The sequence below is a fragment of the Rhodococcoides corynebacterioides NBRC 14404 genome, from assembly GCF_001894765.1.
Lineage (GTDB): Bacteria > Actinomycetota > Actinomycetes > Mycobacteriales > Mycobacteriaceae > Rhodococcoides > Rhodococcoides corynebacterioides.
In genome coordinates, this window is record NZ_BCWV01000002.1 from 449,472 (window position 1) to 473,703 (window position 24,232).

The 24,232-nt window shown below is 70.3% G+C and carries 23 protein-coding genes and 1 pseudogene; 13 read left to right on the top strand and 11 right to left on the bottom strand.

All coding sequences use genetic code 11. From position 1 onward, the window contains the following. The first annotated feature begins 3 nt into the window (after positions 1 to 3). Together RC2_RS03525 and RC2_RS03530 are read left to right on the top strand one after the other, a co-directional pair. The gene (locus RC2_RS03525) at positions 4 to 834 is read left to right on the top strand and encodes a TatD family hydrolase (protein ID WP_068147481.1); all 831 of its coding nucleotides are present in this window, start codon (positions 4 to 6) and stop codon (positions 832 to 834) included. Positions 835 to 944: 110 nt separating this feature from the next. After that, positions 945 to 2,069 carry a hypothetical protein gene (locus RC2_RS03530; RefSeq protein WP_068147484.1) on the top strand — a complete coding sequence of 375 codons (1,125 nt, stop codon included), beginning with the start codon at positions 945 to 947 and terminating at the stop codon, positions 2,067 to 2,069. Positions 2,070 to 2,100: 31 nt separating this feature from the next. Here the strand turns inward: RC2_RS03530 and RC2_RS03535 are convergent, their stop codons facing one another. The 4 genes from RC2_RS03535 to RC2_RS03550 form a co-directional block, all read right to left on the bottom strand. Beyond that, positions 2,101 to 2,754 (bottom strand): LppP/LprE family lipoprotein, encoded by a 654-nt coding sequence (locus RC2_RS03535; protein ID WP_139277257.1) that lies wholly within the window; start codon positions 2,752 to 2,754, stop codon positions 2,101 to 2,103. Between the two features lie 69 nt (positions 2,755 to 2,823). Then, positions 2,824 to 3,087: a modification methylase HgiDII gene (locus RC2_RS03540; RefSeq protein ID WP_068147497.1), complete on the bottom strand. Its 264-nt coding sequence runs from the start codon at positions 3,085 to 3,087 to the stop codon at positions 2,824 to 2,826. A gap of 55 nt (positions 3,088 to 3,142) precedes the next feature. Beyond that, positions 3,143 to 3,901, bottom strand: coding sequence for an amino acid ABC transporter ATP-binding protein (locus RC2_RS03545; RefSeq protein WP_068147499.1), 759 nt, complete (start codon positions 3,899 to 3,901; stop codon positions 3,143 to 3,145). Further along, on the bottom strand, positions 3,898 to 5,358 hold the full coding sequence (locus tag RC2_RS03550; protein ID WP_068147502.1) for an amino acid ABC transporter substrate-binding protein/permease: 1,461 nt from the start codon (positions 5,356 to 5,358) through the stop codon (positions 3,898 to 3,900). Before RC2_RS03550 ends, RC2_RS03545 begins: the two co-directional genes overlap by 4 nt. 225 nt (positions 5,359 to 5,583) lie before the next feature. On the opposite strand from RC2_RS03550, the gene RC2_RS03555 reads away from it, so the two are divergent. From RC2_RS03555 to RC2_RS03580, 6 genes are all read left to right on the top strand, one after another. Then, the gene (locus RC2_RS03555; protein WP_068147506.1) at positions 5,584 to 6,711 is read left to right on the top strand and encodes a resuscitation-promoting factor; all 1,128 of its coding nucleotides are present in this window, start codon (positions 5,584 to 5,586) and stop codon (positions 6,709 to 6,711) included. Positions 6,712 to 6,745: 34 nt separating this feature from the next. Continuing rightward, the gene (gene rsmA, locus RC2_RS03560; RefSeq protein ID WP_068147509.1) at positions 6,746 to 7,612 is read left to right on the top strand and encodes a 16S rRNA (adenine(1518)-N(6)/adenine(1519)-N(6))-dimethyltransferase RsmA; all 867 of its coding nucleotides are present in this window, start codon (positions 6,746 to 6,748) and stop codon (positions 7,610 to 7,612) included. Positions 7,613 to 7,644: 32 nt separating this feature from the next. After that, the gene (locus RC2_RS03565; protein WP_068147512.1) at positions 7,645 to 8,577 is read left to right on the top strand and encodes a 4-(cytidine 5'-diphospho)-2-C-methyl-D-erythritol kinase; all 933 of its coding nucleotides are present in this window, start codon (positions 7,645 to 7,647) and stop codon (positions 8,575 to 8,577) included. Then, a complete protein-coding gene (locus RC2_RS03570; RefSeq protein ID WP_068147516.1) occupies positions 8,577 to 10,391 on the top strand; it encodes an ABC-F family ATP-binding cassette domain-containing protein in 1,815 nt (604 codons plus the stop codon). Before RC2_RS03565 ends, RC2_RS03570 begins: the two co-directional genes overlap by 1 nt. A gap of 103 nt (positions 10,392 to 10,494) precedes the next feature. Then, positions 10,495 to 11,172, top strand: a complete 678-nt coding sequence (locus tag RC2_RS03575; RefSeq protein ID WP_068147518.1) for a DUF4166 domain-containing protein — start codon at positions 10,495 to 10,497, stop codon at positions 11,170 to 11,172. A gap of 201 nt (positions 11,173 to 11,373) precedes the next feature. Next, complete coding sequence (locus RC2_RS03580; RefSeq protein ID WP_068147521.1) at positions 11,374 to 12,057, top strand: fasciclin domain-containing protein; 684 nt, start codon at positions 11,374 to 11,376, stop codon at positions 12,055 to 12,057. A 124-nt stretch (positions 12,058 to 12,181) separates the two neighbouring features. On the opposite strand, the gene RC2_RS03585 is transcribed toward RC2_RS03580, so the two are convergent. The 5 genes from RC2_RS03585 to RC2_RS03605 form a co-directional block, all read right to left on the bottom strand. Further along, entirely contained in the window at positions 12,182 to 12,646 is a 465-nt protein-coding gene (locus RC2_RS03585; protein ID WP_068147594.1) for a hypothetical protein, read from the bottom strand. A gap of 335 nt (positions 12,647 to 12,981) precedes the next feature. Beyond that, on the bottom strand, positions 12,982 to 14,610 hold the full coding sequence (locus RC2_RS03590; RefSeq protein WP_068147523.1) for a peptide chain release factor 3: 1,629 nt from the start codon (positions 14,608 to 14,610) through the stop codon (positions 12,982 to 12,984). Between the two features lie 79 nt (positions 14,611 to 14,689). After that, positions 14,690 to 15,277, bottom strand: coding sequence for an aminoacyl-tRNA hydrolase (gene pth / locus RC2_RS03595; protein ID WP_082895454.1), 588 nt, complete (start codon positions 15,275 to 15,277; stop codon positions 14,690 to 14,692). A gap of 79 nt (positions 15,278 to 15,356) precedes the next feature. Further along, a complete protein-coding gene (locus RC2_RS03600) occupies positions 15,357 to 16,025 on the bottom strand; it encodes a 50S ribosomal protein L25/general stress protein Ctc (protein WP_068147525.1) in 669 nt (222 codons plus the stop codon). A 161-nt stretch (positions 16,026 to 16,186) separates the two neighbouring features. Continuing rightward, complete coding sequence (locus RC2_RS03605; protein WP_082895455.1) at positions 16,187 to 16,846, bottom strand: TetR/AcrR family transcriptional regulator; 660 nt, start codon at positions 16,844 to 16,846, stop codon at positions 16,187 to 16,189. A gap of 71 nt (positions 16,847 to 16,917) precedes the next feature. Between RC2_RS03605 and RC2_RS03610 the strand changes: the two are divergent. Beyond that, a pseudogene (locus tag RC2_RS03610) lies at positions 16,918 to 17,571 on the top strand (EamA family transporter); the annotation flags it as partial. 52 nt (positions 17,572 to 17,623) lie between these two features. Here RC2_RS03610 and RC2_RS03615 read toward each other — a convergent pair. Then, complete coding sequence (locus tag RC2_RS03615) at positions 17,624 to 18,820, bottom strand: aminotransferase class V-fold PLP-dependent enzyme (RefSeq protein ID WP_068147605.1); 1,197 nt, start codon at positions 18,818 to 18,820, stop codon at positions 17,624 to 17,626. Between the two features lie 43 nt (positions 18,821 to 18,863). Between RC2_RS03615 and egtA the strand changes: the two genes are divergently transcribed. Genes egtA through egtD form a run of 4 tightly spaced genes read left to right on the top strand, consistent with a single transcriptional unit; the run spans position 18,864 to position 23,197 of the window. Further along, the gene (gene egtA, locus RC2_RS03620; protein WP_068147528.1) at positions 18,864 to 20,111 is read left to right on the top strand and encodes an ergothioneine biosynthesis glutamate--cysteine ligase EgtA; all 1,248 of its coding nucleotides are present in this window, start codon (positions 18,864 to 18,866) and stop codon (positions 20,109 to 20,111) included. A 41-nt stretch (positions 20,112 to 20,152) separates the two neighbouring features. After that, on the top strand, positions 20,153 to 21,427 hold the full coding sequence (gene egtB, locus RC2_RS03625) for an ergothioneine biosynthesis protein EgtB (RefSeq protein WP_082895461.1): 1,275 nt from the start codon (positions 20,153 to 20,155) through the stop codon (positions 21,425 to 21,427). Then, entirely contained in the window at positions 21,428 to 22,165 is a 738-nt protein-coding gene (gene egtC / locus RC2_RS03630; RefSeq protein ID WP_072681051.1) for an ergothioneine biosynthesis protein EgtC, read from the top strand. 57 nt (positions 22,166 to 22,222) lie between these two features. Beyond that, positions 22,223 to 23,197 carry an L-histidine N(alpha)-methyltransferase gene (egtD, locus tag RC2_RS03635; RefSeq protein WP_072681053.1) on the top strand — a complete coding sequence of 325 codons (975 nt, stop codon included), beginning with the start codon at positions 22,223 to 22,225 and terminating at the stop codon, positions 23,195 to 23,197. Between the two features lie 48 nt (positions 23,198 to 23,245). Here the strand turns inward: egtD and RC2_RS03640 are convergent, their stop codons facing one another. Next, positions 23,246 to 24,229 carry a ribose-phosphate diphosphokinase gene (locus tag RC2_RS03640; protein WP_072681055.1) on the bottom strand — a complete coding sequence of 328 codons (984 nt, stop codon included), beginning with the start codon at positions 24,227 to 24,229 and terminating at the stop codon, positions 23,246 to 23,248. Positions 24,230 to 24,232 lie beyond the last annotated feature (3 nt).

Consider the following 24,232-nt stretch of genomic DNA (forward strand, 5'->3'; position numbering starts at 1 on the left):
TTCGTGCCGAAAGACCGTCCCGCCCCGGATGCCCCTGCCCTGCTGGTCCCGCTGGTGGACGCGCACACCCACCTCGACGCCTGTGGCGCGACGGACGCGGCGGGTGTGGCCGCGGTCCTCGACCGCGCCGAGGCCGTCGGGGTCTCGCGTGTGGTCACCGTGGCCGACGACCTCGCCGCCGCTCGCTTCGCCGTCGAGGCGGCGCACTGGGATTCGCGGGTCTGGGCCGCCGTCGCCATCCACCCCACCCGCGCGAACGTCCTCACCGACGAGGTGAAGGCGGAGGTCGAGTCGCTCGCCCGTGATCGCCGCGTCGTGGCGGTGGGGGAGACGGGGCTGGACTACTACTGGCCGGGCAAGCTCGACGGGTGCGCGTCGGTCGAGGACCAGATCGAAGGGTTCCGCTGGCACATCGACCTCGCGAAGCGGCTGCAGAAGCCGCTGATGATCCACAACCGCGAGGCCGATCACGACCTGCTGGCGGTACTGCTGGACGAGGGCGCCCCGGACACGGTGATCTTCCACTGCTTCAGCTCCGGCCCGGAGATGGCCGAGGCCTGTGTCGAGGCCGGGTACGTGCTGAGCTTCTCCGGCACGGTCAGCTTCCGCAACGCGCGGGAGCTGCGTGAGGCGGCGCAGTTGGTCCCCGACGGGCAGTTCCTCTTCGAGACCGACGCGCCGTTCCTCACCCCGCACCCCTTCCGGGGCGCGCCGAACGAGCCGTACTGCCTGCCCTACACCGCGCGGGCGTTCGCGGAGATCACCGGCCGCGACCCGGAGGCCGCGGCGGCGTCGGCCACGGCGACCGCGGAGCGGGTGTACCGACTGACCTGACGGTCGGTGCGGACGACGACGACCCCGCGTGGTCCGTCGTGATAAAACACCGCGCGGTCTGTCGTGATAGAACACAGCGCGTGATCCCCCTACGACGGCCTCGCCGACCGATGACCGCCACCGTCCTGACGCGCGACGCCCACACCACCGCGGTGCGTCTGGACACCGGGCGCGGGCAGTTCACCGCCGAGACCTCCGCGTCGGTCCCGATCGACACCGGCGCCGCACCGTGGGTCCCCGCCACCTACGCGCTGGCGATGCGCATCGCGTCGTCCCTCGAGATCCGCACAGAGGACGGCGTGCCCGCGAACGTCGACCGCGAGCAGCGGGCCGGCGCGGCGGCCGCGGGCGCGATCTTCGCGTCCTGGTTTCCCGAGGTGGACGCGGTGTCGATGGATGCGGGACTCTTCGGCAACGACGTCGTCCGCGTGCCCGGCGAGGGTCGCGGAGTGGGGTGCTTCTTCAGCCTCGGCGTCGATTCCTTCCACGCCGTGCGCAAGCACCTCGACGAGATCACGCACCTGATCTTCGTCCTGGGCATGGACCTCGACGACCACGACGGGTCGGCGGCGGACCTGGCGGTGGAGCGGGCGCAGGCCGCCGCGACGGACCTGGGCAAGGAGCTGATCGTCGTGCGCACCACGGTGCGCCGGGTCAGCGACCCGCTGCGGGTGCCGTGGCCGCGGCTGTACTTCGGACCGGCCTTGGCCCACGTCGCGCTGTGTCTCGCGCCCACGCTCGCCGCGGTGATCGTGCCCAGCAGTCCGCCGATCACCAGCCGCCACGGCTCGCATCCCTACGTCGATCCCCACTGGTCGTCGTCGCGGGTGCGCCTGGTGCACGACGACGACGACGCCTGGCGGCCCACCAAGATCGCCGAGATCTCGGACTGGGCTCCCGCGATGCGCTACGTCCGGGTCTGCTTCCAGGAGCAGGCCGAGACCTACAACTGCGAACGGTGCTTCAAGTGCGTCAGCACGGCCCTGTGCATCCGCGTGGCGGGCGGATCCAGCGAGGTCCTCTCGCCCGACGTGGACCCCGACACCATCCGCGCGATGCCGCTCGCCCCGGAGCACTCGCACCGCATGGAGTGGATCCGGGACCGCCTGCGGGAGCAGGGGGACGATCCGGCGGTGCTCGCCGCTCTCGACGACTCCATCGCCGGCGCCCACCGACGCAGCCGCCTGCAGGGGGTGGCCGACCGGGTCAACGAGGAGATCTATCTCCGGCTCTGACCGGGGGCGGAACGCCCACCGCCGGGATCGCTCACGGGCGCGGCGGGAACTGTCCGTCCGGCACGATCGTGTTCCCGCCGACCAGGGTGAACGTCACGTACGACTCGTTGGACGGGCAGCAGTTGGCGTCGTCGGGAGAAAGCCAGCGGTACCGCACGGTGACGGTGTCGTCGGTGGCGCCGACCACCGAGGTGTAGCTGTACGCATCCGACGTCGCCGTGCCCAGGTAGGACCCGGTGTTCGTGAAGAACAGGACGTGGGATTGCACGGTGCCGTTCTGGATCCCGGTACCGGTGGCGCGGGCCCACTCGAGCGACGGACATCCGTCGGAACTGATGCCCATCGTGTGATCGTCGATCACGAATCGACCGCCCTGCGAATCGGTTCCGAGGTTCGCGACGGCGGCGCGGACGTTCGCCGACGACGGGTCGACGCACGGCACCGGTCCCGCGGGTGCGGGGGCGGGGACCGTCACGGTCTCGGTGAAGGTGGGCCCCGGCGTCGGGACGTCCGACGCCGACGGCGTCGCGACGGCAGTCGACGACGGCGACGACGCGACGACGGACGTCGTCGGGTCGGCCGGGGCCGGCTGGGCCGTCCCGTCGGTCTGCCCGCCGCAGGCCGCGGCGACGGCGGCACACGCCGCGAGTACAGCGATCCGAGCAGCGAAGGTCGTCGAGGTCATGACCGATGTGTCGCCGGTCACGTACCGATCGTTAGCATCCCGAAGGTCACGATCGGGCCACGGGACGGACTACCGGGCATCCTCCCCGTAGGTCTCGACCAGGCGGTCGAACTCGGCCCGGTCGATCACCTGCGGTTCGCCGATCGCGAGGGCCTGGGCGTACTTGCCGGCCAGGTGGTAATCGCGGCCGAGGGGGCCGCGCTCGCCGTCCTCGTCGTCGGACTGGGCGCTGGCGCCGGGCGGGACCTCGTTCTGCAGGCCCGAGGTCTGCTGACCCAGCCGGGCGTCGATCGTCGCGACGATCTTCTGCATCTGTTCCTGCTCGTCCGTCATGGCGCGCCTTTCGTGGCGCCGATCGGACCACGACGGTCCGCCCGACACCGAGTCGTCAGAGAACCTTGTTGAGGAAGTCCCTGGTGCGGTCGTTCTGCGGGTTGCCGAAGAGTTGATCCGGCGTGCCTTCCTCGACGATGTACCCGTCGGCCATGAAGATCACACGGTCCGAGACCTCGCGGGCGAATCCCATCTCGTGCGTCACCACGACCATGGTCATGCCACCCTTCGCGAGATCGCGCAGCACCTGCAGCACCTCGCCGACCATCTCGGGATCCAGGGCGGACGTGGCCTCGTCGAACAGCATGATGTCGGGGTTCATCGCCAGCGCACGCGCGATCGCGACGCGCTGCTTCTGCCCACCCGAGAGCTGCGCCGGCTTGGCGTTCTCCTTGTCGGCCAGGCCGACCTGGTCCAGCAGACGCACGGCGTTCTCCCGTGCACCCTTCTTGTCGGCCCGTTTGGTCTCGACGGGCGCGAGCATGACGTTCTCCACCACCGACATGTGGGGGAAGAGATTGAAGTGCTGGAACACCATGCCGATGTGCTGACGCACCTCGTCCAGATCGACCTTCGGATCCGTCAGGTCGAATCCGTCGACCACCACGGTGCCGCCGGTGATGTCCTCGAGCTTGTTCAGGCACCGCAGGAACGTGCTCTTGCCCGAGCCCGACGGCCCGATCACGCACACCACCTCGCCGGAGTGGATGTCGACGTCGAGACCCTTGAGGACCTCGAGCTCGCCGAACGCCTTCTTCAGGCCGGTCGCGCGGATCTTGACCTCGGCCGCCGTCGTCTTCTCGGTGCTGGTCACTTGTTGATCCTCTTCTCGAGACGGTTCGACAGCATCGTCAACGCCATGATGATGACGAAGTACATGACGGCGATGATCAGCCACATGTTGAAGGACTGGAAGTTGCGGGCGATGATGATGCGCCCGGACTGCGTGAGCTCGGCCAGACCGATCACGGACAGGATCGAGGTGTCCTTGAGCGTGATGACGAATTGGTTGATGTACGACGGGATCATGGTGCGGATGGCCTGCGGCATGACCACCTTGCGCATCGACGTCAGGTAGGAGATGCCGAGGCTGCGCGAGGCCTCCATCTGACCCTTGTCCACCGACAGGATTCCGCCGCGCACGATCTCCGCCATGTACGCACCGGCGTTGAGCGAGAGCGTGATGATGCCCGCGGTGAAGGCCGTCATCGTGAACCCGAGCGCGGCCGGGATGCCGAAGTAGATGAAGAACGCCTGCACCAGCAGCGGGGTCCCGCGGAAGATCGCGACGTAGGTCGCGCCGATCGCCCGGAGCCAGGCCTTGGTGCTGACGCGGAAGAGGCCGAAGATCGCGCCGAGGATCAGGGCGATCACGATCGAGATCACCGTGAGAACCACGGTGAGCCACAGGCCCTTCAGCAGTTCCCGGTACTCGGACTTGATCAGGCCGGGAATGGAGTTGTCGGTCTCCTCGGCGCCCGCGCCGATGTAGGTGTTCAGGATCTCGTCGTACTGCCCGGACGAGCGGAGATTCGCCAGACCCGTGTCGAACGCGGCGAGCAGGTCGGCGTTCGCGCCCTTGTTGACGGCGAATCCGTAGTTGCTGGGCGCTTCCTTCTCGGTGACCGTCTTCAGCCCGTTGCCCTGCGTGATGCCGTACTGCAGCACCGGGTAGTCGTCGAAGACGGCGACGGAGTTCCCGGTCCGAACCTCGTCGTACATGCTCGCCGAGTCGGCGAAGTACCGCGTGGTGAACCCGTACTGCCCCTTGATGGACTCGGCGAAGTCGGCGCCCTCGGTGCCGTTCTTCACCGCCACCTGCTGGCCCGCGAGGTCCTCGTACGAGGTGATCGACGAGTTCTCGAGGACCGCCATCTGCACGCCGGACTCGAAGTAGGGCTCGGAGAAGTCGAACACCGCTTCGCGCGCCGGGGTGATGGTCATGCCCGCGATCACGCCGTCGGCCTGGCCGGCCTGCACGGCCTGCAGGGCCGCGTCGAAGCCGAGCGGCCGGATGTCGACCGAGAATCCCTGGTCCTCGGCGATCGCACGGATCAGGTCCATGTCGATGCCGACGAACTCGCCGGACGCGTCCTGGAACTCGAACGGCGCGAACGTGATGTCGGTGGCGATCGTGAACGTGCGCCCCTCGACGGGATTCGGCGGCGCCGGCTGCGCCTGCGCGGCGGCCGGGCCCAGCACGAGCGCGAGGAGGGCGACGAGGGCGGCGACCAGGGACAGTCGACGCACGGGTGGGATGGTCGAGTTCACGGGTCGGACACTAAACCCCTCCGGGGCCCCGGCTCTTATTACCGATGGGTAAGGAGCGCCGACGAGTACGCGCACCGTCCGAAGTTGCCGGGGTGACGCACGTCCGTTACCGTATCGTGACCGCAAGCCCCGATTCGCGTCCCCCGCGACGCGAGCGGGATCGTTTCACCGGCAAGGACCTCTCGTGCGTGATCTTCTCGTGACCCCCCGCGATTCCGTGAGCTCATGTCTCACGTAGCCCGCCTGAACTCGGCGCGCTCGCGACTGCTCTACGCCACCGTCGCGGCGCTTCTGCTGACCCTCGTCGTGGGCGCGTCCGTGGCGGTCGTCCGGCACAAGACGGTCACCGTCGACGTCGACGGGCAGCGCATCTCGCTGTCGACCATGAGCACCGACGCCCGCGGCGCGCTCGCCGCGGCCGGGTACGTGCCGGCCGACCGCGACGTCGTCGAACCCGCCGTGGACGCGACCATCACCGACGGGGACACGGTGACCCTGAAGCGCGCCCGCGAGGTCACGTTGCTCGTCGACGGCGCGCCGTCGTCGGTCTGGACCACCGCGAGCACCGTCGCCGAGGCGAAGGGCGAACTCGGCATCGCCCCGGACGTCCACATCGATCAGCCCGAGGATCAGCAGATCCCGCTCGAGGGCGGCACCGTCGAGGTGGTTCTGCCCAAGTCGGTCACCCTCGTCGACGGCGCCGCACAGCCCGCGCCGCTGCGCCTCGCCGCACCGACCGTCGGCGAGTTCCTCGCCGCTGCCGGTGCACCGCTCGAGCAGCAGGACACCGTGGAGCCCCCCGCGGACACCCCGCTGAGCGACGGCCAGCAGATCGCCGTGACCCGCCAACGCACCGAGGTGCGCACCCTCACCGAGGCCGTGCCGCCGCCGGACCAGCGCATCGAGGATCCGACGATGAACATGTCGCGGACCGTCGAGGAATCCGCCGGTGCGCCCGGCGAGCAGAACGCCACCTACGAGGTCACCCTGGTCAACGGCGTCGAGACCGGTCGCACCCTCGTCGACGCCGACGTCACCGTTCCCGCGGTCCCCAAGGTCGTCCGGGTCGGCGCCAAGCCCGGCACCGAGGTGCCGCCCGTGGAGAACGGCGCCACCTGGGACGCGCTCGCGCAGTGCGAGGCCACCGGGAACTGGGCCATCAACACCGGCAACGGCTTCTACGGCGGCGTGCAGTTCGACCAGAACACCTGGGAGCGTCAGGGCGGTCTGAAGTACGCCCCCCGCGCCGACCTCGCCACCCGCGAGGAGCAGATCGCCATCGCCTCCCGCACGCAGCAGACGCAGGGGTGGGGCGCCTGGCCGTCCTGCACCAGCAAGCTCGGTCTGCGCTGACCCGGCGGTACCGAGCCCAGTAGGCTCGGCACCCGTGTCGTCGAGCGAAGTGCGCCTGTTGGGCCCGGCCGAGGTCCGCACCCTGGCCGCCGAGCTGGGTGTGCGGCCCACCAAGACGCTCGGCCAGAACTTCGTGCACGACGCGAACACCGTGCGCCGCATCGTCGCCGCAGCCGGCGTCGGGCCCGACGACACGGTGCTCGAGGTGGGTCCGGGCCTCGGGTCCCTGACGCTGGCTCTCATGGACGTGGTCGATCGCGTCGTCGCCGTCGAGATCGACCCCCTGCTCGCCGCGCGTCTGCCGACCACGGCCGCGGAGCGTGCGGGGTCGCGTGCGGACCGGCTGACGGTGATCGAGGCGGACGCGCTGCGCGTGCGACCGGACGAGGTGCCGGGGAACCCGACCGCGCTGGTGGCCAACCTCCCGTACAACGTGGCCGTGCCGGTGCTGTTGCATCTGCTCTCGACGCTGCCGACCCTGCGCACCGCGCTGGTGATGGTCCAGGCGGAGGTGGCCGACCGCCTCGCCGCCGACCCGGGGTCCAAGATCTACGGCGTGCCGTCGGTGAAGGCGTCGTACTTCGGCGCCGTGCGCCGTGCGGGAGCCGTGGGGCGCAGCGTGTTCTGGCCCGTCCCGCAGGTCGAGTCCGGTCTGGTGCGCATCGACCGCTACGCGACGCCGCCCTGGCCTCAGGACGAGCAGACCCGACGGGCGGTGTTCGCCGTCGTCGACGCGGCCTTCGCGCAGCGCCGCAAGACGCTGCGCGCGGCGTTGGCCGGATGGGCCGGCGGTGCCGCCGCCGCGGAGCGACGCCTCGTCGAGGCCGGGATCGACCCGTCGGCCCGCGGCGAGACCCTCGACGCCGCGGCGTTCGTGCGGCTCGCGGCCACCGCGTCCTGACCGACGACGGTGTCGCGATAGAGTCATTCGTCGTGCTCACCGTCGTCACGCGGCCCGTCCGGGTCCGCGCCCCCGCCAAGGTCAATCTGCACCTGGCCGTCGGTGACCTGCGTCCGGACGGCTACCACGATCTGACCACCGTCTTCCACGCCCTGTCCCTCGTGGACGACGTCTCGGTGGTCGGCGCCCCGGGTATCTCCGTCACGGTGCGGGGGGACGACGCCGCGTCGGTGCCGGTGGATTCGAGCAACCTCGCCTGGCGAGCCGCGGTCATGGTCGCGGAGGCCGTGGGCCGCGCTCCCGGCGTCGCGATCACGATCGACAAGGGCATTCCCGTCGCGGGCGGCATGGCCGGAGGGAGTGCCGACGCCGCCGCCACCCTCGTCGCGCTCGACGAGCTGTGGGAGCTGGGACTGTCCCGCGCCGAGATCATGGGTTTCGCGGCCCGGCTCGGCAGCGACGTGCCGTTCTCCGTCGCCGGTGGAACCGCCGTCGGGACCGGGCGAGGGGAGAAGTTGCTTCCGGTCCTGTCCCGCAACACGTTCCACTGGGTGCTGGCGCTGGCGAAGGACGGGCTGTCGACCCCGTCGGTGTATCGCGAGCTGGACCGCCTGCGCGAGCGCGGCACCCCGCCGCGCGCGGGCGATCCCGACGAGTTGATGCAGGCCCTCGCATCCGGCGACCCCACCCGCGTGGGTCCGCTGCTGGCGAACGATCTGCAGGCGGCCGCGCTGTCGCTGCGTCCGGACCTGCGCCGGACGCTGCGCGCCGGCCTCGACGCGGGTGCGATCGCCGGCATCGTGTCCGGGTCCGGGCCCACCTGCGCGTTCCTGTGCGCATCCGCCGACGACGCCGTCGAGGTCGGGGCCGAACTGTCCGGCGCCGGCGTGTGCCGAACGGTGCGCGTCGCGTCCGGTCCGGTGCCCGGCGCGCGTGTCACCCGAGACGAACGAGGACGTTCCTGATGGCCAATCTCGTCAACCTCGAACAGGTCTCGAAGTCCTTCGGGGTCAAGCCCCTGCTCGAACGCGTGTCGCTGGGCGTTCAGGAGAACGAGCGCATCGGCGTCGTCGGTCTGAACGGCGGCGGCAAGACCACCATGCTCGAGGTCCTGGCCGGCATCGAGGAACCGGACTCGGGCCGCGTCAGCCGGGTCGGCGGCCTCCGTATGGCCGTCGTCACCCAGCGTGGGGTGTTGCCGCCCGGCTCCACCGTCGGAGACGTCGTGCTCGCCCCGCTCGGCGTCGCGGAGCACGAGTGGGCCGGCGACGCCCGCATCCGCAGCGTGCTGGACGGCATCGGCATCACCGGCCTCGGCCTGGACGCGCCCGTCGAGCAACTCTCCGGTGGTGAGCGTCGGCGCACCGCGCTGGCCGCGGCGCTGGTCCGCGACCTCGATCTGCTGGTTCTCGACGAGCCCACCAACCATCTCGACGTGGAGGGCGTCCAGTGGCTGGCCGAGCATCTGGTGAACCGTCGGTCCTCGCTGGTGGTCGTCACGCACGATCGGTGGTTCCTCGACACCGTTGCCACCCGGACGTGGGAGGTCGTCGGCGGAGGGGTCGAGACCTACGAGGGCGGATACGCGGACTGGATCTTCGCCCGCGCCGAACGGTCCCGCCAGGCCGACGCCGCGGAGGACCGTCGCCGGAACCTCGCCCGCAAGGAACTGGCCTGGCTGCGCCGTGGTCCGCCCGCGCGGACGTCCAAGCCGCGCTACCGCATCGAGGCGGCCGAAGCGCTCATCGCCGACGTGCCGGCCCCGCGCGACTCGGTCGCCCTCGCCTCGTTCGCGCGGACGCGCCTCGGTCGCATCGTCATCGAGCTCGAGGACGCCACGTTGACGACGCCCGACGGGCGAGTTCTCGTGAACGATCTGACGTGGCGTCTCGCCCCGGGGGAGCGGATCGGCCTGGTCGGTGTGAACGGATCGGGCAAGACGACATTGCTGCGCACCCTCGCCGGCGAACTCGAGCCGGCGTCGGGACGTCGGGTCGAGGGCAAGACCGTGCGCATCGGCTGGCTCCGCCAGGAACTCGACGACCTCCCGGTCGACATGCGTGTGCTCGAAGCCGTCCAGGACGTCGCGGAGCGGATCCAGCTGGGCGACAAGGAGATCAGTGCGGGTCAGCTCGCCGAGCGGTTGGGCTTCACGCCGGCGCGCCAGCGGACGCCGGTCGGTGACCTGTCCGGTGGCGAGCGTCGACGGTTGCAGCTCACGCGCGTGCTCATGTCCGAGCCGAACGTGCTCCTGCTCGACGAGCCCACCAACGACCTGGACATCGACACCCTCCAGCAACTCGAGGATCTTCTCGATTCCTGGGCGGGGACGCTCGTGGTCATCAGTCACGACCGGTACCTCGTCGAGCGCATCTGCGACTCCACGTGGGCGCTGTTCGGTGACGGTCGCCTGACCAATCTGCCCGGGGGCATCGAGGAGTACCTCCGCCGTCGCGCGCGGCTCGCCGGTGCGGCGGATGCCGCCGGATCGGGGCGATCCATCGGGTCCGCTGCACCCGCCGCGAGCGCGTCGGCGTCGGCGTCGGCGTCGACGGTCAAGGGCAGTGCGGACGAGCGCGCTGCACGCAAGGAGCTGTCCCGGCTCGAGCGGTCCCTGGTCAAGCTCGACGATCGGGAGAAGACGTTGCACGCGGCGTTGGCGGAGGCGGCCACCGATCCCGTGCGGGCGCAGACCCTCGGCGCCGAGCTCGACACCGTCGTCGCCGAGAAGAACGCCGTCGAGGAACGCTGGATGGAACTGGCGGACGAGCTGGGCTGAGCCCCGTGGCTCGCCGTGTCGTGACGGCGCCGTGTCGTTTCCCGCGAGACGGGGTACACCCTTCTCGCGTGCCCCTTCGGTCGCGCGGAGGAGGAATGTGCCGATGCCGTCCGTCGTGTCCGCGGTCATGGGGCCGGAGTTCACGCGCCTGCACCCGAAAGTGCAGTGGCGCTTCGGGTTCGGCTCCGACGACCACGTCGCCCAGTTCGGCACCGGGGTCATGGAACGCATCGAGCACTCCCGGCTGCTGCCGCCGCCGGCGCTGTGGCTGGGCGGCGCCCGGCGCATGGTCCCCGCAAGCGCGGGGGAGAACATCCCCTTCACAATCGCCAACTACGCCTACGAGGACGAGTTGGGCAGGGAGACACTGGCTTTCGTGCGGAGGTTCCAGTTTCCCGGTCGCGAGGTCTCGCTCGACTCGGTGATGGTGCGCGATCCCGAGGGTGACGCACTCGACTACATCGGGGCCGGACCCGACATGGTGGTCTCGACGTCGTGCGCGGCGGACGAGGAGGGTGGACTCCGGTTGATCAGTGGCACACCGCGTTTCCTCGCCCCTCGTGGATCGATCAAGCCGCCCGCCCTGGTGTCGGCGGAAACCTTCGGCCGGGAGTGGTGGGACGAGAAGGAGGGTCGGCACCGGATCGACATCGAGGTGCGCGGGCGCACTCTGGGACGCCTGTTCCACTACAGCGGGTGGTTCACCGCCGTGCAGGAGGACTGCCCGCCGGAGAAGCTTCCCGCCGGGCTCGGACCGAACCGGGTGGATCCCAGAAAATGAGATCGACTGCAGGGGAGGAAAACTGCTTCCACCTGCGGTGATGTATGTCCGACTCGTCCGATTTCGCTCGGCTCGAGTTTTTTCCGACAGATGCACCAATCCCCCCTGTGGGGATGCTCCGAAGAGTAGATGACACAACCGACAGTGACCGAGCACACGGGCCGCTGAGTACTCGGTTCAAACAACGAGAAGGGTTTCGCAATGAGCGTCACGAAGAGCAAGAGCGCAATGGCCGTCGGCTTCGCGGCAGTGGCCGTTCTCGGCCTGTCCGCCTGTTCCTCCGACGACGGCGGCAGCACCACCGACGCCGCCACGTCGTCGATGGCCGAGATGACCTCGTCGGCCTCCTCCATGACCTCGAGCGCGATGTCGTCGGGCTCCGCCGACCCCGCCTCCAACCTGGTCGGACCCGGTTGCGCCTCCTACGCCGAGCAGGTTCCGGACGGTGCCGGCTCCGTGAGCGGCATGGCCGCCGACCCGGTCGCCGTGGCCGCCTCCAACAACCCGCTGCTCAAGACCCTCACGCAGGCCGTCTCCGGCCAGCTGAACCCGCAGGTCAACCTGGTCGACACGCTGAACGGTGACGAGTTCACCGTCTTCGCGCCGACCGACGACGCCTTCGCGAAGATCGACCCGGCCACCATCGAGACGCTGAAGACCGACTCGGCGCTGCTCACCAAGATCCTGACCTACCACGTGGTGCCCGGCCAGATCGCACCGTCCGACATCGACGGCGAGCAGACCACCGTCGAGGGCCAGCAGGTCAACGTCACCGGTGAGGGCGACGCCCTCAAGGTGAACGACGCCAACGTCGTCTGCGGTGGCGTCCAGACCGCCAACGCGACCGTCTACCTCATCGACTCGGTGCTCATGCCCCCGGCCTGATACCCGACGCGATGACGGGTAGCGTTCGGACCCGACTCTCGTAGCAGAACGGCCCCCGGTTCCACTGGAACCGGGGGCCGTTTTCGTGCGGTGACTCCGATGTCAATCGGTTGAGTCGATCGGATCAGCGGAAACCCTTGGCGGGGTTGGTGAGATCCAGGACGACGGTGGTGCCGTTGGACCGCACGTGCAGCTCGGGGCTCGACAGTCCACCGGAGGTGAGGTACTCGCCGAGCAGCTGCAGCAGCTCGTCGGGCCCGTTGGAGGTGTCCATCGGACGCGTGTCACGGCTGGTCAGCTCGTTCTGGGTGAGCCGGCCGGCGATGCGGATGGACGCGATACCCATCGCGGTGCGGCGATCCGGGCTCGGGTGCCGGGACGCGCCGGAGAAGCTGCTCCCGTTCGATCCGCCGTTGGTCGCCGGAGAGCTGCTCGGCAGAGCGTGCTCGGAGATCTGGTCACTGGTGGTCACGTCGGCCTCGCTGGTGTTGGTCGGGGTTGCGGTGGTGGAGGGCGTCCTGGTGGACCTGTGGGCGGGGGCCTTGCCGATCTTGACGCCCGTGAGGGGCCCACCTGATCCGTCGTTCATGCTCGGAGTGCTCCATCGTCGTGAGGTGTGCGGTGTCGCGGGGCGGACGACCACGTGGTCGACCACCGTGTCGACGTAGCAAAACGGACTTCGAGTACGTTCGACACGGCAAAAAGTACCACGAGCGCGTTATTCATCCGAGATATGCAGCCAATGGCTGGTAACCGCACCAACATGCGGGATGTTTCGTGGTGACACCACACGACACCGGTGCCGGTTCCGCGAACGTCACCCTGCCTCGGTGCACACAACACCCTCGGATCGACGGGATCCCGGCGATGTCCCCGTCCTGTGTGCGGTCGAGCACGGCGGATTCTCCCGGCCCCGCGGCGGATCTAGTCGGCGGCGGCCACCAACGGCTCGAGCGTGAGGTGCGGCAGTTCCTTCTCGATGTACTGCAGCCGCCACTTGTCGCTGACCAGGGCGAGCAGGACCCCGTCGCTCCGGGTGAACACCTCGATGCCGCGTTGACGGCCGAGCTCGCCGGCGGACTCGGCGTCGGTCCGGCGGGCCAGCGAGTATCCGAGCGGCTCCATGCGCGCCTCGACGCCGAACTCGGACTTCATCCGCGCCGCGACCACCTCGAACTGCATGGGGCCCACGGCCGCGAGGACGGGAGAGGCGTCGCCGCGCAGGTCGTTGCGCAGGATCTGCACCACACCCTCGGAGTCCATCTGGTCCACCGCGCGGCGGAACTGCTTGTACTTGGCGGCACTCTCCGCGCGGAGGATCGAGAAGTGCTCCGGCGCGAACGAGGGGATGGGCGGGAACTCGACCTTGCGGTCGGCGTAGAGCGTGTGTCCCGGTGCGAGGGCGGTCGCGTTGACCAGACCCACGACGTCCCCGGGATAGGCGTGCTCCACCGTCGTGCGTTCGCGTCCGAAGACGGTCAGCGCGTACTTCGTGGTGAACGGCTTGCCGGTCTGCGCATGAGTGACCACCATCCCGCGCTCGAAGACGCCGGAGACCACGCGCATGAACGCCAGTCGATCGCGGTGCGCGGTGTCCATGCCTGCCTGGACCTTGAACACCACGGCGCTGAACGGGTCGGTGACGTCCCGAGCGCCGCCGGTGACGTCGGGACGCGGGCCGGGCGGCGGGGCGAACGAGACCAGGGTGTCCAGGATCTGATGGACGCCGAAGTTCAGCATGGCGGACGCGAAGATCACCGGGGAGGTGCGCCCGGCGAGGAATGCCTCCTCGTCGTGCTGCTGACCGCTCTCGACCAGCAGCTCGCTCTCCTCCAGAGCGGTGGTCCACTCGTCGCCCTCGCGCGCCGCGGCGGCGTCGGCGTCGAGGAACTCCTCCGGTGCGATGGTGGCGCCGCCGGCGGTCCGCGTGAAGTGGATGTACTCCGTCGTGGTCACGTCCAGCAGGCCGCGGAAGTCGCCTGCGATACCGACCGGCCAGAACAACGGAGTGGGCGTGAGCCCGATGCGCTGCTCGATCTCGTCGAGCAGCTCGAGGGGTGTGCGGCCCGGACGGTCCCACTTGTTGACGACCGTCACCACGGGGATGCCGCGATGACGGCACACCTGGAAGAGCTTGAGGGTCTGGGGCTCGAGGCCCTTCGCGGCGTCGATGAGCATCACCGCCGCGTCCACGGCGGTCAGAACCCGGTAGGTGTCCTCCGAGAAGTCCGCGTGACCGGGAGTGTCGACGAGGTTGATGGTGTGGTCGTCGTAGTCGAACTGCAGGGCGGTGGAGCTGACGGAGATGCCACGGGCCTTCTCCATCTCCATCCAGTCCGACACCGTGGACTTGCGGCCCGCCTTGCCGTGGATGGCGCCGGCCTCGGAGATCTTGCGGGCGTGCAGCGCGAGCGCCTCGGTGAGCGTCGACTTGCCCGCGTCCGGGTGCGAGATGACCGCGAACGTCCGTCGGCGGTCGACCTCCCGACGCAGGTTCTTCGGTGCGGCAGAGGTAGTCTCGGCGGACGGTGACAGGTCGGACGGGGTGCTCACGGGGGCCTTTCTCGATCGGGCGCACGCTGTCGGGGAGACGACGGCGGCATCTGCAGACTACGCGGAACGGACGGGCCGATCAGGGTCCGTGGAGGCGGTTCTGGGCGTCCTCGAGGCCCAGTCGCACCACCAGTTCGACCGCGTCGGCGGCGTCCTCGACGCTCACCGCGATCTCGTCACGCTCGGCGGTGGCGAAAGGTTTCAGGACGAACGAGGCGGGATCCATGCGGCCCGGCGGGCGGCCGATCCCGACGCGCACTCGGACGTAGTCCTTGGTACCCAACGACTTCGAGATCGAGCGCAGCCCGTTGTGGCCGCCCTCGCCGCCGCCGCGCTTGAGTCGGACGACGCCGAAGTCCAGGTCGAGTTCGTCGTGCACCACGATCACGTCGGTCGGGTCCACGGAATGGAACCGAGCCAGGTTGACCACCGGACCTCCGGACTCGTTCATGTACGAGCGGGGTTTGCCCAGCACCACCGCGCGGCAGCCCAGCCGCGCCGACAGGACGTCGCAGTTGCTGCGCTTGTGCGCCGAGAACGATCCGTGCGCCCGGGCCGCGAGGGTGTCCAGCACGACGGCGCCGATGTTGTGGCGGGTCTTCGCGTACTGCGAGCCCGGGTTGCCGAGGCCGATCACCACCAGCGGTCCGGCTGCGGAACTGGTCACGATGTCGCCTCGTCTCGGGTGGGAACGACGCACGGCGCGCTCTCCGTGGGGAGAGCGCGCCGTGCGGGTGGGGCTGGAATCAGTTGTCGGAGTCCGCCGCGGCGGCCTCGTCGGCAGCGGAGGAGTCCTCCACGGCCTCTTCCTCCTCGGCCGCGACGTTCGACGCGAGGTCGCCGGCGCCCTCGGCCTCGAGCTCGGCCTCGGTGGGTGCCTCGACGACGTTGACCAGCAAGGTCTCGCCGTCGGTGACGAGGGTGGCGCCCTTCGGCAGGTCGAGCTGGGACGCGAGGACCTGCGTGCCGATCTCGGCACCCTCCACCGACACCTCGAACTGCTCGGGGATCTGCGTGGCGTCGACCTCGATCTCGACGGCGTTGGTGTCGATCGTGACCAGCGTGCCGGGGGCCGCGTCGCCGGTCGTGGTGACGGTGATTTCCACGGTGACCTTCTCGCCACGGCGGATCACCAGCAGGTCGGCGTGCTCGATGTAGTTCTTGATCGGGTGAACGACGACCGACTTGGTCAGAGCCAGCTGCTTCTCACCGTCGATGTCGAGCTCGAGGACGGCGTTGACGCCGTCGGCACGCAGCACGGCCGCGAACTCACGAGCCGGGAGAGCGAGGTGCTTCGGATCGGTGGAGTGGCCGTACAGGACGGCGGGAACCTGGCCGTCGCGACGGGTCCGGCGGGCAGCGCCCTTGCCGAACTCCGTGCGCAGCGCAGCGGTGAGAACGTTGGTGTCGGCCATGGTGGAACTCCTCGAATGACGGCGTGTGCGGCGGTACGACTTGTCCGGCGCGGACACGGACGAGGACGGCCAGAAGGTGAGCCGTGCCTGCGTCGATCACGGTGTCGGTCCTCGGACGGGTCCGTGGCCCGGACACCCTCGCCGAGACAACCTGCATCACCTTACCGGACGGGTTCGTCGACCACCGAATCCCCCGCCCCGGGTGACGGCGCGGACGACGTGCCGGCGACGGCCCGACCGGCGAGGGCCCGGTCGACGAGAGCCACGGCGGACTGCCGGGCGACCCCGACCGCATCGGTGACGCCGCCGGCGGTCGTCGCGACCACCGCGCCCTCGTGGAGGAGGAACAGGCCGGTGCCGACGGTCTCGGGATCGTCCACCCCGGCGTCGCGGGAGAACTCGACGTACAGCGCACGCGCCCAGGCCTTCTCGGCGTGCACGACGGCCAGGCCGGGGTGGTCGGTGCCGGCGATCTCGGCGTGGGCATTGACGAACCCGCAGCCGCGGTGGGCGTCCGCCAGCCATTCCTCGAGGACGTCGTACATCCGCAGGATGCGCGGCAGTCCCGGCGGAACGCCGTCCAGGCGGTCCAGCACGAACCGCTGCCACCGCAGTCGGCGACGTCCGAGATAGAAGGCCACCAGGCCGTCCTTCGAGCCGAACCGGTCGTAGAGGGTCTTCTTGGTGGTGCCGGCCTCGTCCGCGACGAGATCGACGCCGGTGGCACGGATGCCACGTTCGTAGAAGAGCCGGGCCGCGACGTCGTGGATGCGCTCACCGGCCGGCGTGAGGGCGGCGGCGGGGTCGGGAATCGTGCGCACGGGGAGAGCCTTCCGTCGAGCCTTGGAGCAGGACACTGCGAGTATACAGACCTGTATGGTTACCTCGTGGCGTGAACACACGAGACGCCCCCCTGGCCGCCCTGCTCGTCGTCACCTGGAGCTCGGGATTCGTCGGTACCGAACTCGGCACGCGCACCGCCTCCTCGCACGCGGTGCTGGCGTGGCGCTTCGTCGTCGCCGCCGTCGTCCTCGGGGCCGTGGTCCTCGTCCGGTCCCAGCGCGTGTCCCGCGGGGCCGTCCGCCGCCAGATCGGACTCGGTGTCGTGATGCAGTGCCTCTACCCGGGCGGGATCTACACCGGCGTGCAGTACGGCGTGTCCGCCGGGCTCAGTGCCCTGATCGCCGCGGTGCAGCCGATGGTGGTGGCCGCCCTCGCCGGCGCGTTCCTCGCCCAGCGCATCGGGGCGCGTACCGCGGCGGGGCTGCTCCTCGGCATCGTCGGGGTGGCGGTGGTGGTCGGCGGCAACCTCGGCGGCGACGCGCCGTGGTGGGCCTACGCTCTCACCGTCGGCTGGACCGTCGTGCTCTCGACCTTCCTCGCGATCGGCAGCTACTTCGCCGTCATCGCTCGCCGTGGGGCCACGGCGGCGAGTGCCCTGCTGTACCTGACCCCGCCCGTCACGATGATCGTGGGCCGGCTGATGTTCGGTGACACGCTGGGGCTCGCGACCGTTCCGGGTCTCGCCCTCTGCGCCGTGGCCGTGGTACTGGTGCTGCGCGCCGCGCCGGCCCCGTCGCACGCCCCGGACGCGACCCCTACCGCAGCGCCGACACCGCCGACACCGCCGCGTCCAGTTGATCGGTCCGCAGGAAGCAATGGGGTGACGCGCGGACCACTGCGTCCAGACCACGCGCCGTCATGTCGAGCAGTGTCGACGACCGCGGACTGACGGTGACCGTGACGCCCTGCTCCGCCAGGCGGGTCTTCACTGCAGACGGATCGACGCCGTCCACGGTGAACGTCACGATGCCCGACAGTCGGTCGCGGCGGGTGTCGGGATCCCGGACCGTGACCCGAGGGAGTTCGCGCAGCGCGCCGCGCAGCCGATCGGCGCGGTCCCGGACAGCGGCCTCGACGGCCCGCGGACCCAGGGCGAGAAGGTGATCCACGGCGGCGCCGAGACCGAGACGGGCGGCGACGTCGTGCTCCCAGGTCTCGAATCGTCGTGCGTCGTCGGCGATCTCGTAGGAGGTGGGCCCGGTCCAGGTGGCGCTGTGCAGATCCAGCGAGCGCGGTTCGAGGGTGGCGAGCAGGTGCTCGGCGACGTAGAGCATCCCGGTCCCGCGCGGTCCCCGCAGCCACTTGCGGCCCGTGGCCGAGAGCGCATCGACACCCAGGTCGACCACGTCGAGATCGACCTGCCCCACCGATTGACAGGCGTCGAGCAGCACCCGCGCACCGACGGCGTGAGCCGCGTCGACCACCTCACGCACCGGGTTGATCAGTCCGCTGTTCGTCGGGGCGTGAACCAGCGACACGAGCGCCACCCGCTCGTCCAGCACGCGCTCCAGCGCCGCGACGTCGATCGCACCGGTGTCGTCGGCGGGCATCTGCTCCACCGTCGCTCCGGTGGCGCGGGCGCGCTGCAGGGCGGCGACGGCCCCGGTGGCGTACTCGACCGGGGAGAGGAGGATGCGGTCGCCGGGGGCGAGGGGGACGGCGTAGAAGAAGTCGCACCAGGCGCGGGTCGCGGAATCGGAGAGCGCCACCGTGCGGGCGGGCGCCCCGAGCAGGCGACCGACGGAAGCACGGACGCCGAGGAGATCGTCCGCGCGCTCGGCGGCCGCGGCGTAGCCGCCGATCTCCGCTTCGCGACGGAGGTGGTCGACGACGGTGTCGGTGACCACCCGCGGCGGCAGCGACGAGCCGGCGCTGTCGAGGAACACACCGCGAGCGGCGCCGGGTGTCTCGGCGTGGGCGGTGTCGACCACGGACGACAGGTTCGTTTCCATTGCCTCGAACACTAATGTCGGTCCGGCGCGCTAGCGTCGAGGCATGACCGCGTCGAGCGAACTCGGTTCGCGCCCTGTCGCCGAGGCCTACCTCGAGCGAGTGTGTTTCAAGATCGGCCCGCCCGCTCTGGTCGGTGCCGAACTCGAGTTCTTCACGTCCCTGCCCGACGGATCGCGTCCGTCGCTCGATCTGCTGGCCGCCGCGCTCGGGGATCACACCCCCACCGCGCTGCGTCCGGATTCCCCGGCCTTGCCCCTCCGCTCCGGAAACGTCGTTTCCGTCGAGCCGGGCGGCCAACTCGAACTGTCCTCCGCCCCGGCTGCGTCGGCCGACCTGGTGGTCGACGCCATGCGCCGCGACACCGACCGGCTGCGGGACCTCCTCGCCCCCTACGCCGTGACGCTGACGGCCGGCGGTGCGGACACCGCGCGGGTCCCCGAGCGTCTGCTGACGCTCCCGCGCTACTGCGCGATGGAGTCGCGCTTCGACACGGTCGGTCCGTTCGGGCGCGCGATGATGTGCAACACCGCGGCCGTCCAGATCAGCGTGGACGCGGGGCGCGACCGTGCCGAGATCCGCGATCGTTGGGAGACGCTGCACGCCGTGGGCCCGGCGCTGCTCGCCGCGTTCGCGGCGACGCCCGCGTTGGCCGGGGTGCCCGCCGAACCGTGGGCGTCGCAACGCATGCGGACGTGGTTCGAACTCGACCGGACGCGGACGCGGGTGCCACTCGGCGTCGATCCGGTCGTCGACTACGCACGATGGGCTCTGGACGTGCCGCTGCTCTGCATCCGCGTGGGCAGCCGCCTGCAGTCGCCGCCGGGCGAGACCACGTTCGCGCAGTGGATGGAGGGCGCGCTGGACGACGTGGTGGGCCCTGGAGAGCACCGCCCCACCACGGCCGATCTCGACTACCACCTCACCACACTGTTCCCGCTGGTCCGGGCGGGCGGCCACCTCGAGGTGCGCTACCTCGACGGCCAGCCGGACGGGCTCTGGGACGTGCCGGTCCATGCCGTGGCCGCCCTCGTCGCGGACAGGACCGTCCGCGCGGCGGCGCGCGCGGCCGCGCTGGGCACCGAGAACCGGTGGGAGGACGCCGCCCGGTTCGGGCTGTCCGACGCCGCTCTCGCGGAGGCGGCGTCCGCCGTGCTCGCGGTGGCGGCCGGGGCGTCGGTGGGCCTCGTCGCCGATCGTCTGCGGGCCGCGTCGGAGCGCTGCACTGCCGGACTCGCCCCCGGCGAGTCCCGTTCGTCCACCCGCGCGTACACGAAGGAGGGAGCCCGGTGACCACCACCGACCCCGCGACCCTGCGCCGACGACTGCAGGACATGCTCGATCGCAGCCGCGCCCGCACGCTCGCGCTGACCGACTGCCTGGACGACGACGGTCTGCGCGAGCAGGTGTCGCCGCTGATGAGTCCGTTGGTGTGGGATCTCGCGCACATCGGGAACCAGGAGGAGCTGTGGCTGGCGCGGGACGTCGGTGGGCACGCTCCTGTGCTCGGGGACATCGACGATCTGTACGACGCGTTCCGGCACGCCCGTTCCACGCGACCGGGGCTTCCGCTCCTCACGCCCGACGCGGCGCGGGAGTACGTGGCCCGGGTGCGTGATCTGTCCCGGGAGGCGTTGCAGTCCACGACCTTCGGGGAGCGGCGTCTCACCGAGAACGGGTTCGTCTTCGCCATGGTCGCCCAGCACGAACAGCAGCACGACGAGACCATGCTCGCCACCCACCAACTGCGCACCGGTCCGGCCGTCCTCCGCGCGCCGGACGCACCGCGGGCGGGGGTCCCCACCGACGGCGACCTCGAGGTCATCGTGCCCGGCGGTCCGTTCGAGATGGGCACCGACACCGATCCGTGGGCGCTGGACAACGAGCGCCCGGCCCACACCGTGCAGGTGGAGACCTTCGCGATCGACGCGGTCCCGGTCACCAACGGCGACTACCTGCGGTTCATGGCGGACGGCGGCTACGACCGCGAGGAACTGTGGACCGACCGCGGGTGGCAGCACCGGCGCGAGGCGGAGTTGGTCGCGCCCGGCTTCTGGGAGCAGGATCCGGACGGCACGTGGTGGCGGCGGGTGTTCGGCCGCCGTGTTCCGGTCCGGCCGGCGCAGCCCGTCGTGCACGTGTCGTGGTTCGAGGCCGATGCCTACGCGCGGTGGGCCGGCAAGCGCCTGCCCACCGAGGCCGAGTGGGAGAAGGCTGCCCGCGTCGATCCGGCCGACGGCAGCTCGCGTCGGTTCCCGTGGGGAGAGGACGAGATCGCCTCGCATCACGCCAATCTGGGGCAACGACATCTCGAACCGGCCGACGTGGGCGCGTATCCGGACGGGGCCTCCGCGCTCGGCGTCGAGCAGCTGATGGGCGACGTCTGGGAGTGGACGTCCTCCGACTTCGAGCCGTACCCGGGATTCGAGATGTTCCCGTACCCGGAGTATTCCGAGGTGTTCTTCGGCGGCGACTACAAGGTGCTGCGCGGCGGATCGTTCGGCACCGATCCGACGGCGATCCGGTCGACGTTCCGTAACTGGGACCACCCGATTCGTCGCCAGATCTTCTCGGGATTCCGCTGCGCGCGGGACGTGGGAGTCGTCTGAGTGTGCCGCCACCTGGGATATCTCGGTCCCGCCCGGTCGGTCGGTGACGTCCTCACCGCCGGCACCTCGTCGCTGATGCAGCAGTCGTGGGCGCCGCGCGACATGCGAGGCGGCGGCACCGTCAACGCCGACGGGTTCGGCGCGGCGTGGTGGACGGACGACGGCGTGGGGCACTACCGCAACCCGATGCCGATCTGGACCGACCCCGCCGTGACCGACGCGCTGACGTCGGTGCGGTCCACGGCCGTGGTGGCCGCGATTCGCTCGGCGACGGTCGGGATGCCCGTCGACCGCTCGGCGTGCGCTCCGTTCGTCACCGGGAGGTTCGCGTTCAGCCACAACGGGGTGGTCGGCGGGTGGCCGCACAGCGTCGCCGGCCTGGCCGCCGACGTGCCCGCCGCCGACCTGCTCCGCCTGGCGGCTCCGACCGACGCCGCCGCGCTGTGGGTTCTGCTGCAGCACAGGCTCGATGGGCAGGAGCCGGGGGAGGCCCTCGCGGGGCTCGTGCGGGACGTCGACGCCGCGGCGCCCGGCTCCCGGCTGAACCTGCTGCTCTCCGACGGCCGCACACTGTGGGCCACGGCGGTGCATCACGCGCTGTCGGTGCGCGTCGACGGCGCGTCGGCCGTCGTCGCGTCCGAACCGACCGACGACGATGCCGACTGGCGTTCCGTCCCGGATCGGTCGATCGTGACCGCGGCCGCCGGCTCGCTGGACATCACCCCGCTCGACCGCTGACCCCACCCGCCTCCCACCCGCCTCCCACCGTCTCGACCGACCCGAAGGGCTTCCACCATGGCTGCGCCGACGCTCGACGTTCACCTCACCGACGCCGACGTGCGTGCGTCACTGCGCGCGGACGTACTCCGCGGACTCACCGCCACCCCGAAGTGGTTGCCGCCCAAGTGGTTCTACGATGCCACCGGGAGCGAACTGTTCGAGCTCATCACCGAGCTGGACGAGTACTACCCCACGCGCACCGAGCGTGCCCTGCTCGCCGAGCACGCCGACGAGATCGCTGTGCTCACCCGTGCCGAGGTCCTGGTCGAGCTCGGGTCGGGATCGTCCGACAAGACCCGGCTGCTGCTCTCGGCGGGCACCGCGGAGGGTTCGCTGCGTCGGTACGTTCCACAGGACGTGTCCCCGTCGGCGTTGACCGGGGCCATGGAGGACCTGGTCCGCGACTACCCGGAGCTCGAGATCCACGGGGTGGTCAGCGATTTCACCGACACGTTGCGCTCGCTGCCCGCCGGTGGACGGCGGACCGTCGCCTTCCTGGGCGGCACCCTGGGCAACCTGGTGCCGCAGGAGCGCGCCGAGTTCCTCGCCGAGATCGGTCGTACCGTTCACACCGGGGAGTTCCTGCTGCTCGGCGTGGGACTCGTGGTCGATCCGGCGGTGATGGTCCCGGCGTACGACGACGCCGCGGGCGTGACGGCGCGGTTCAACCGCAACGTGCTGTCAGTCCTGAACGGCTCGCTGGACGCGACGTTCGATCCCGAGTCGTTCGAGCACGTCGCGGTGTGGGACGACCGGCACGAGTGGATCGAGATGCGCTTGAGATCGACTCGCGCACAGGACGTTCGGATCGAGGCGCTCGATCTCGACGTGCACTTCGACGAGGGTGAGGAGATGCGCACCGAGATCTCCGCCAAGTTCCGGGAGGAGTCCATCGCGGGCGAACTTGCGGCGGCCGGGTTCGTGGTCGACCGCTTCTGGACCGATGCCGACCGCCGGTTCGCGCTCGTCGCGGCGCGGCGGGACGGCTGACGCCGCGGCTCGGCGCGAGGGTCGACCTCGCGCCGAACCGCCGACGACCTAGGCGCTGCCGTTGAAGAGGCTGGTGACCGAGCCGTTCTCGAAGACCTCGCGGATGGTGCGGGCCAGCAGCGGTGCGATCGACAGTTCGGTGAGGGTGTCGAAGCGCTTGTCGTCGCTGATCGGCAGGGTGTTGGTCACCACGACCTCCTTCGCGCCGCACGAGGCGAGACGCTCGGCGGCCGGATCGCTGAGGACTCCGTGCGTCGCGGCGATGACGACGTCGCCGGCGCCCGCTTCCTTCAGGACCTTGACCGCTCCGGCGATGGTGCCGCCGGTGTCGATCATGTCGTCGATGAGGATGCAGGTGCGTCCCTCGACGTCGCCGACCACGCGGTTGGACTTGACCTGGTTGGGCACCAACGGGTCACGCGTCTTGTGGATGAACGCGAGGGGAGCGCCGCCCAGGGAGTCGGCCCACTTCTCGGCCACCCGCACGCGTCCGGAGTCGGGCGAGACCACGGTGATGTGCTCGAGGCTGTAGCCCTCGCGGATGTGTTCCGCGAGCTGGCTGTGGGCGTGCATGTGGTCGACCGGGCCGTCGAAGAAGCCCTGGATCTGGTCGGTGTGCAGATCGACGGTGATGATGCGGTCGGCACCGGCGGTCTTGAGCAGGTCGGCCACCAGGCGGGCCGAGATGGGCTCGCGGCCACGGTGCTTCTTGTCCTGCCGGGCGTAGGGGTAGAACGGCAGGATCGCGGTGATGCGCTTGGCGGAGCCGCGCTTGAGCGCGTCGATCATGATGAGCTGCTCCATGAGCCACTGGTTCAGCGGGAACGGGTGGCTCTGCAGGACGAAGGCGTCCGATCCGCGGACGGACTCCTCGAAGCGCACGAAGATCTCGCCGTTGGCGAAGTCGCGCGCCGTCTGCGGGGTGACCTCGATGCCCAGTTCCTTCGCCACCTGCTCGGCGAGCTCGGGATGAGCGCGACCGGAGAAGAGCATCAGGTTCTTCTGATTGTCGGTCCAGTTGGCTGTGGTCACTGC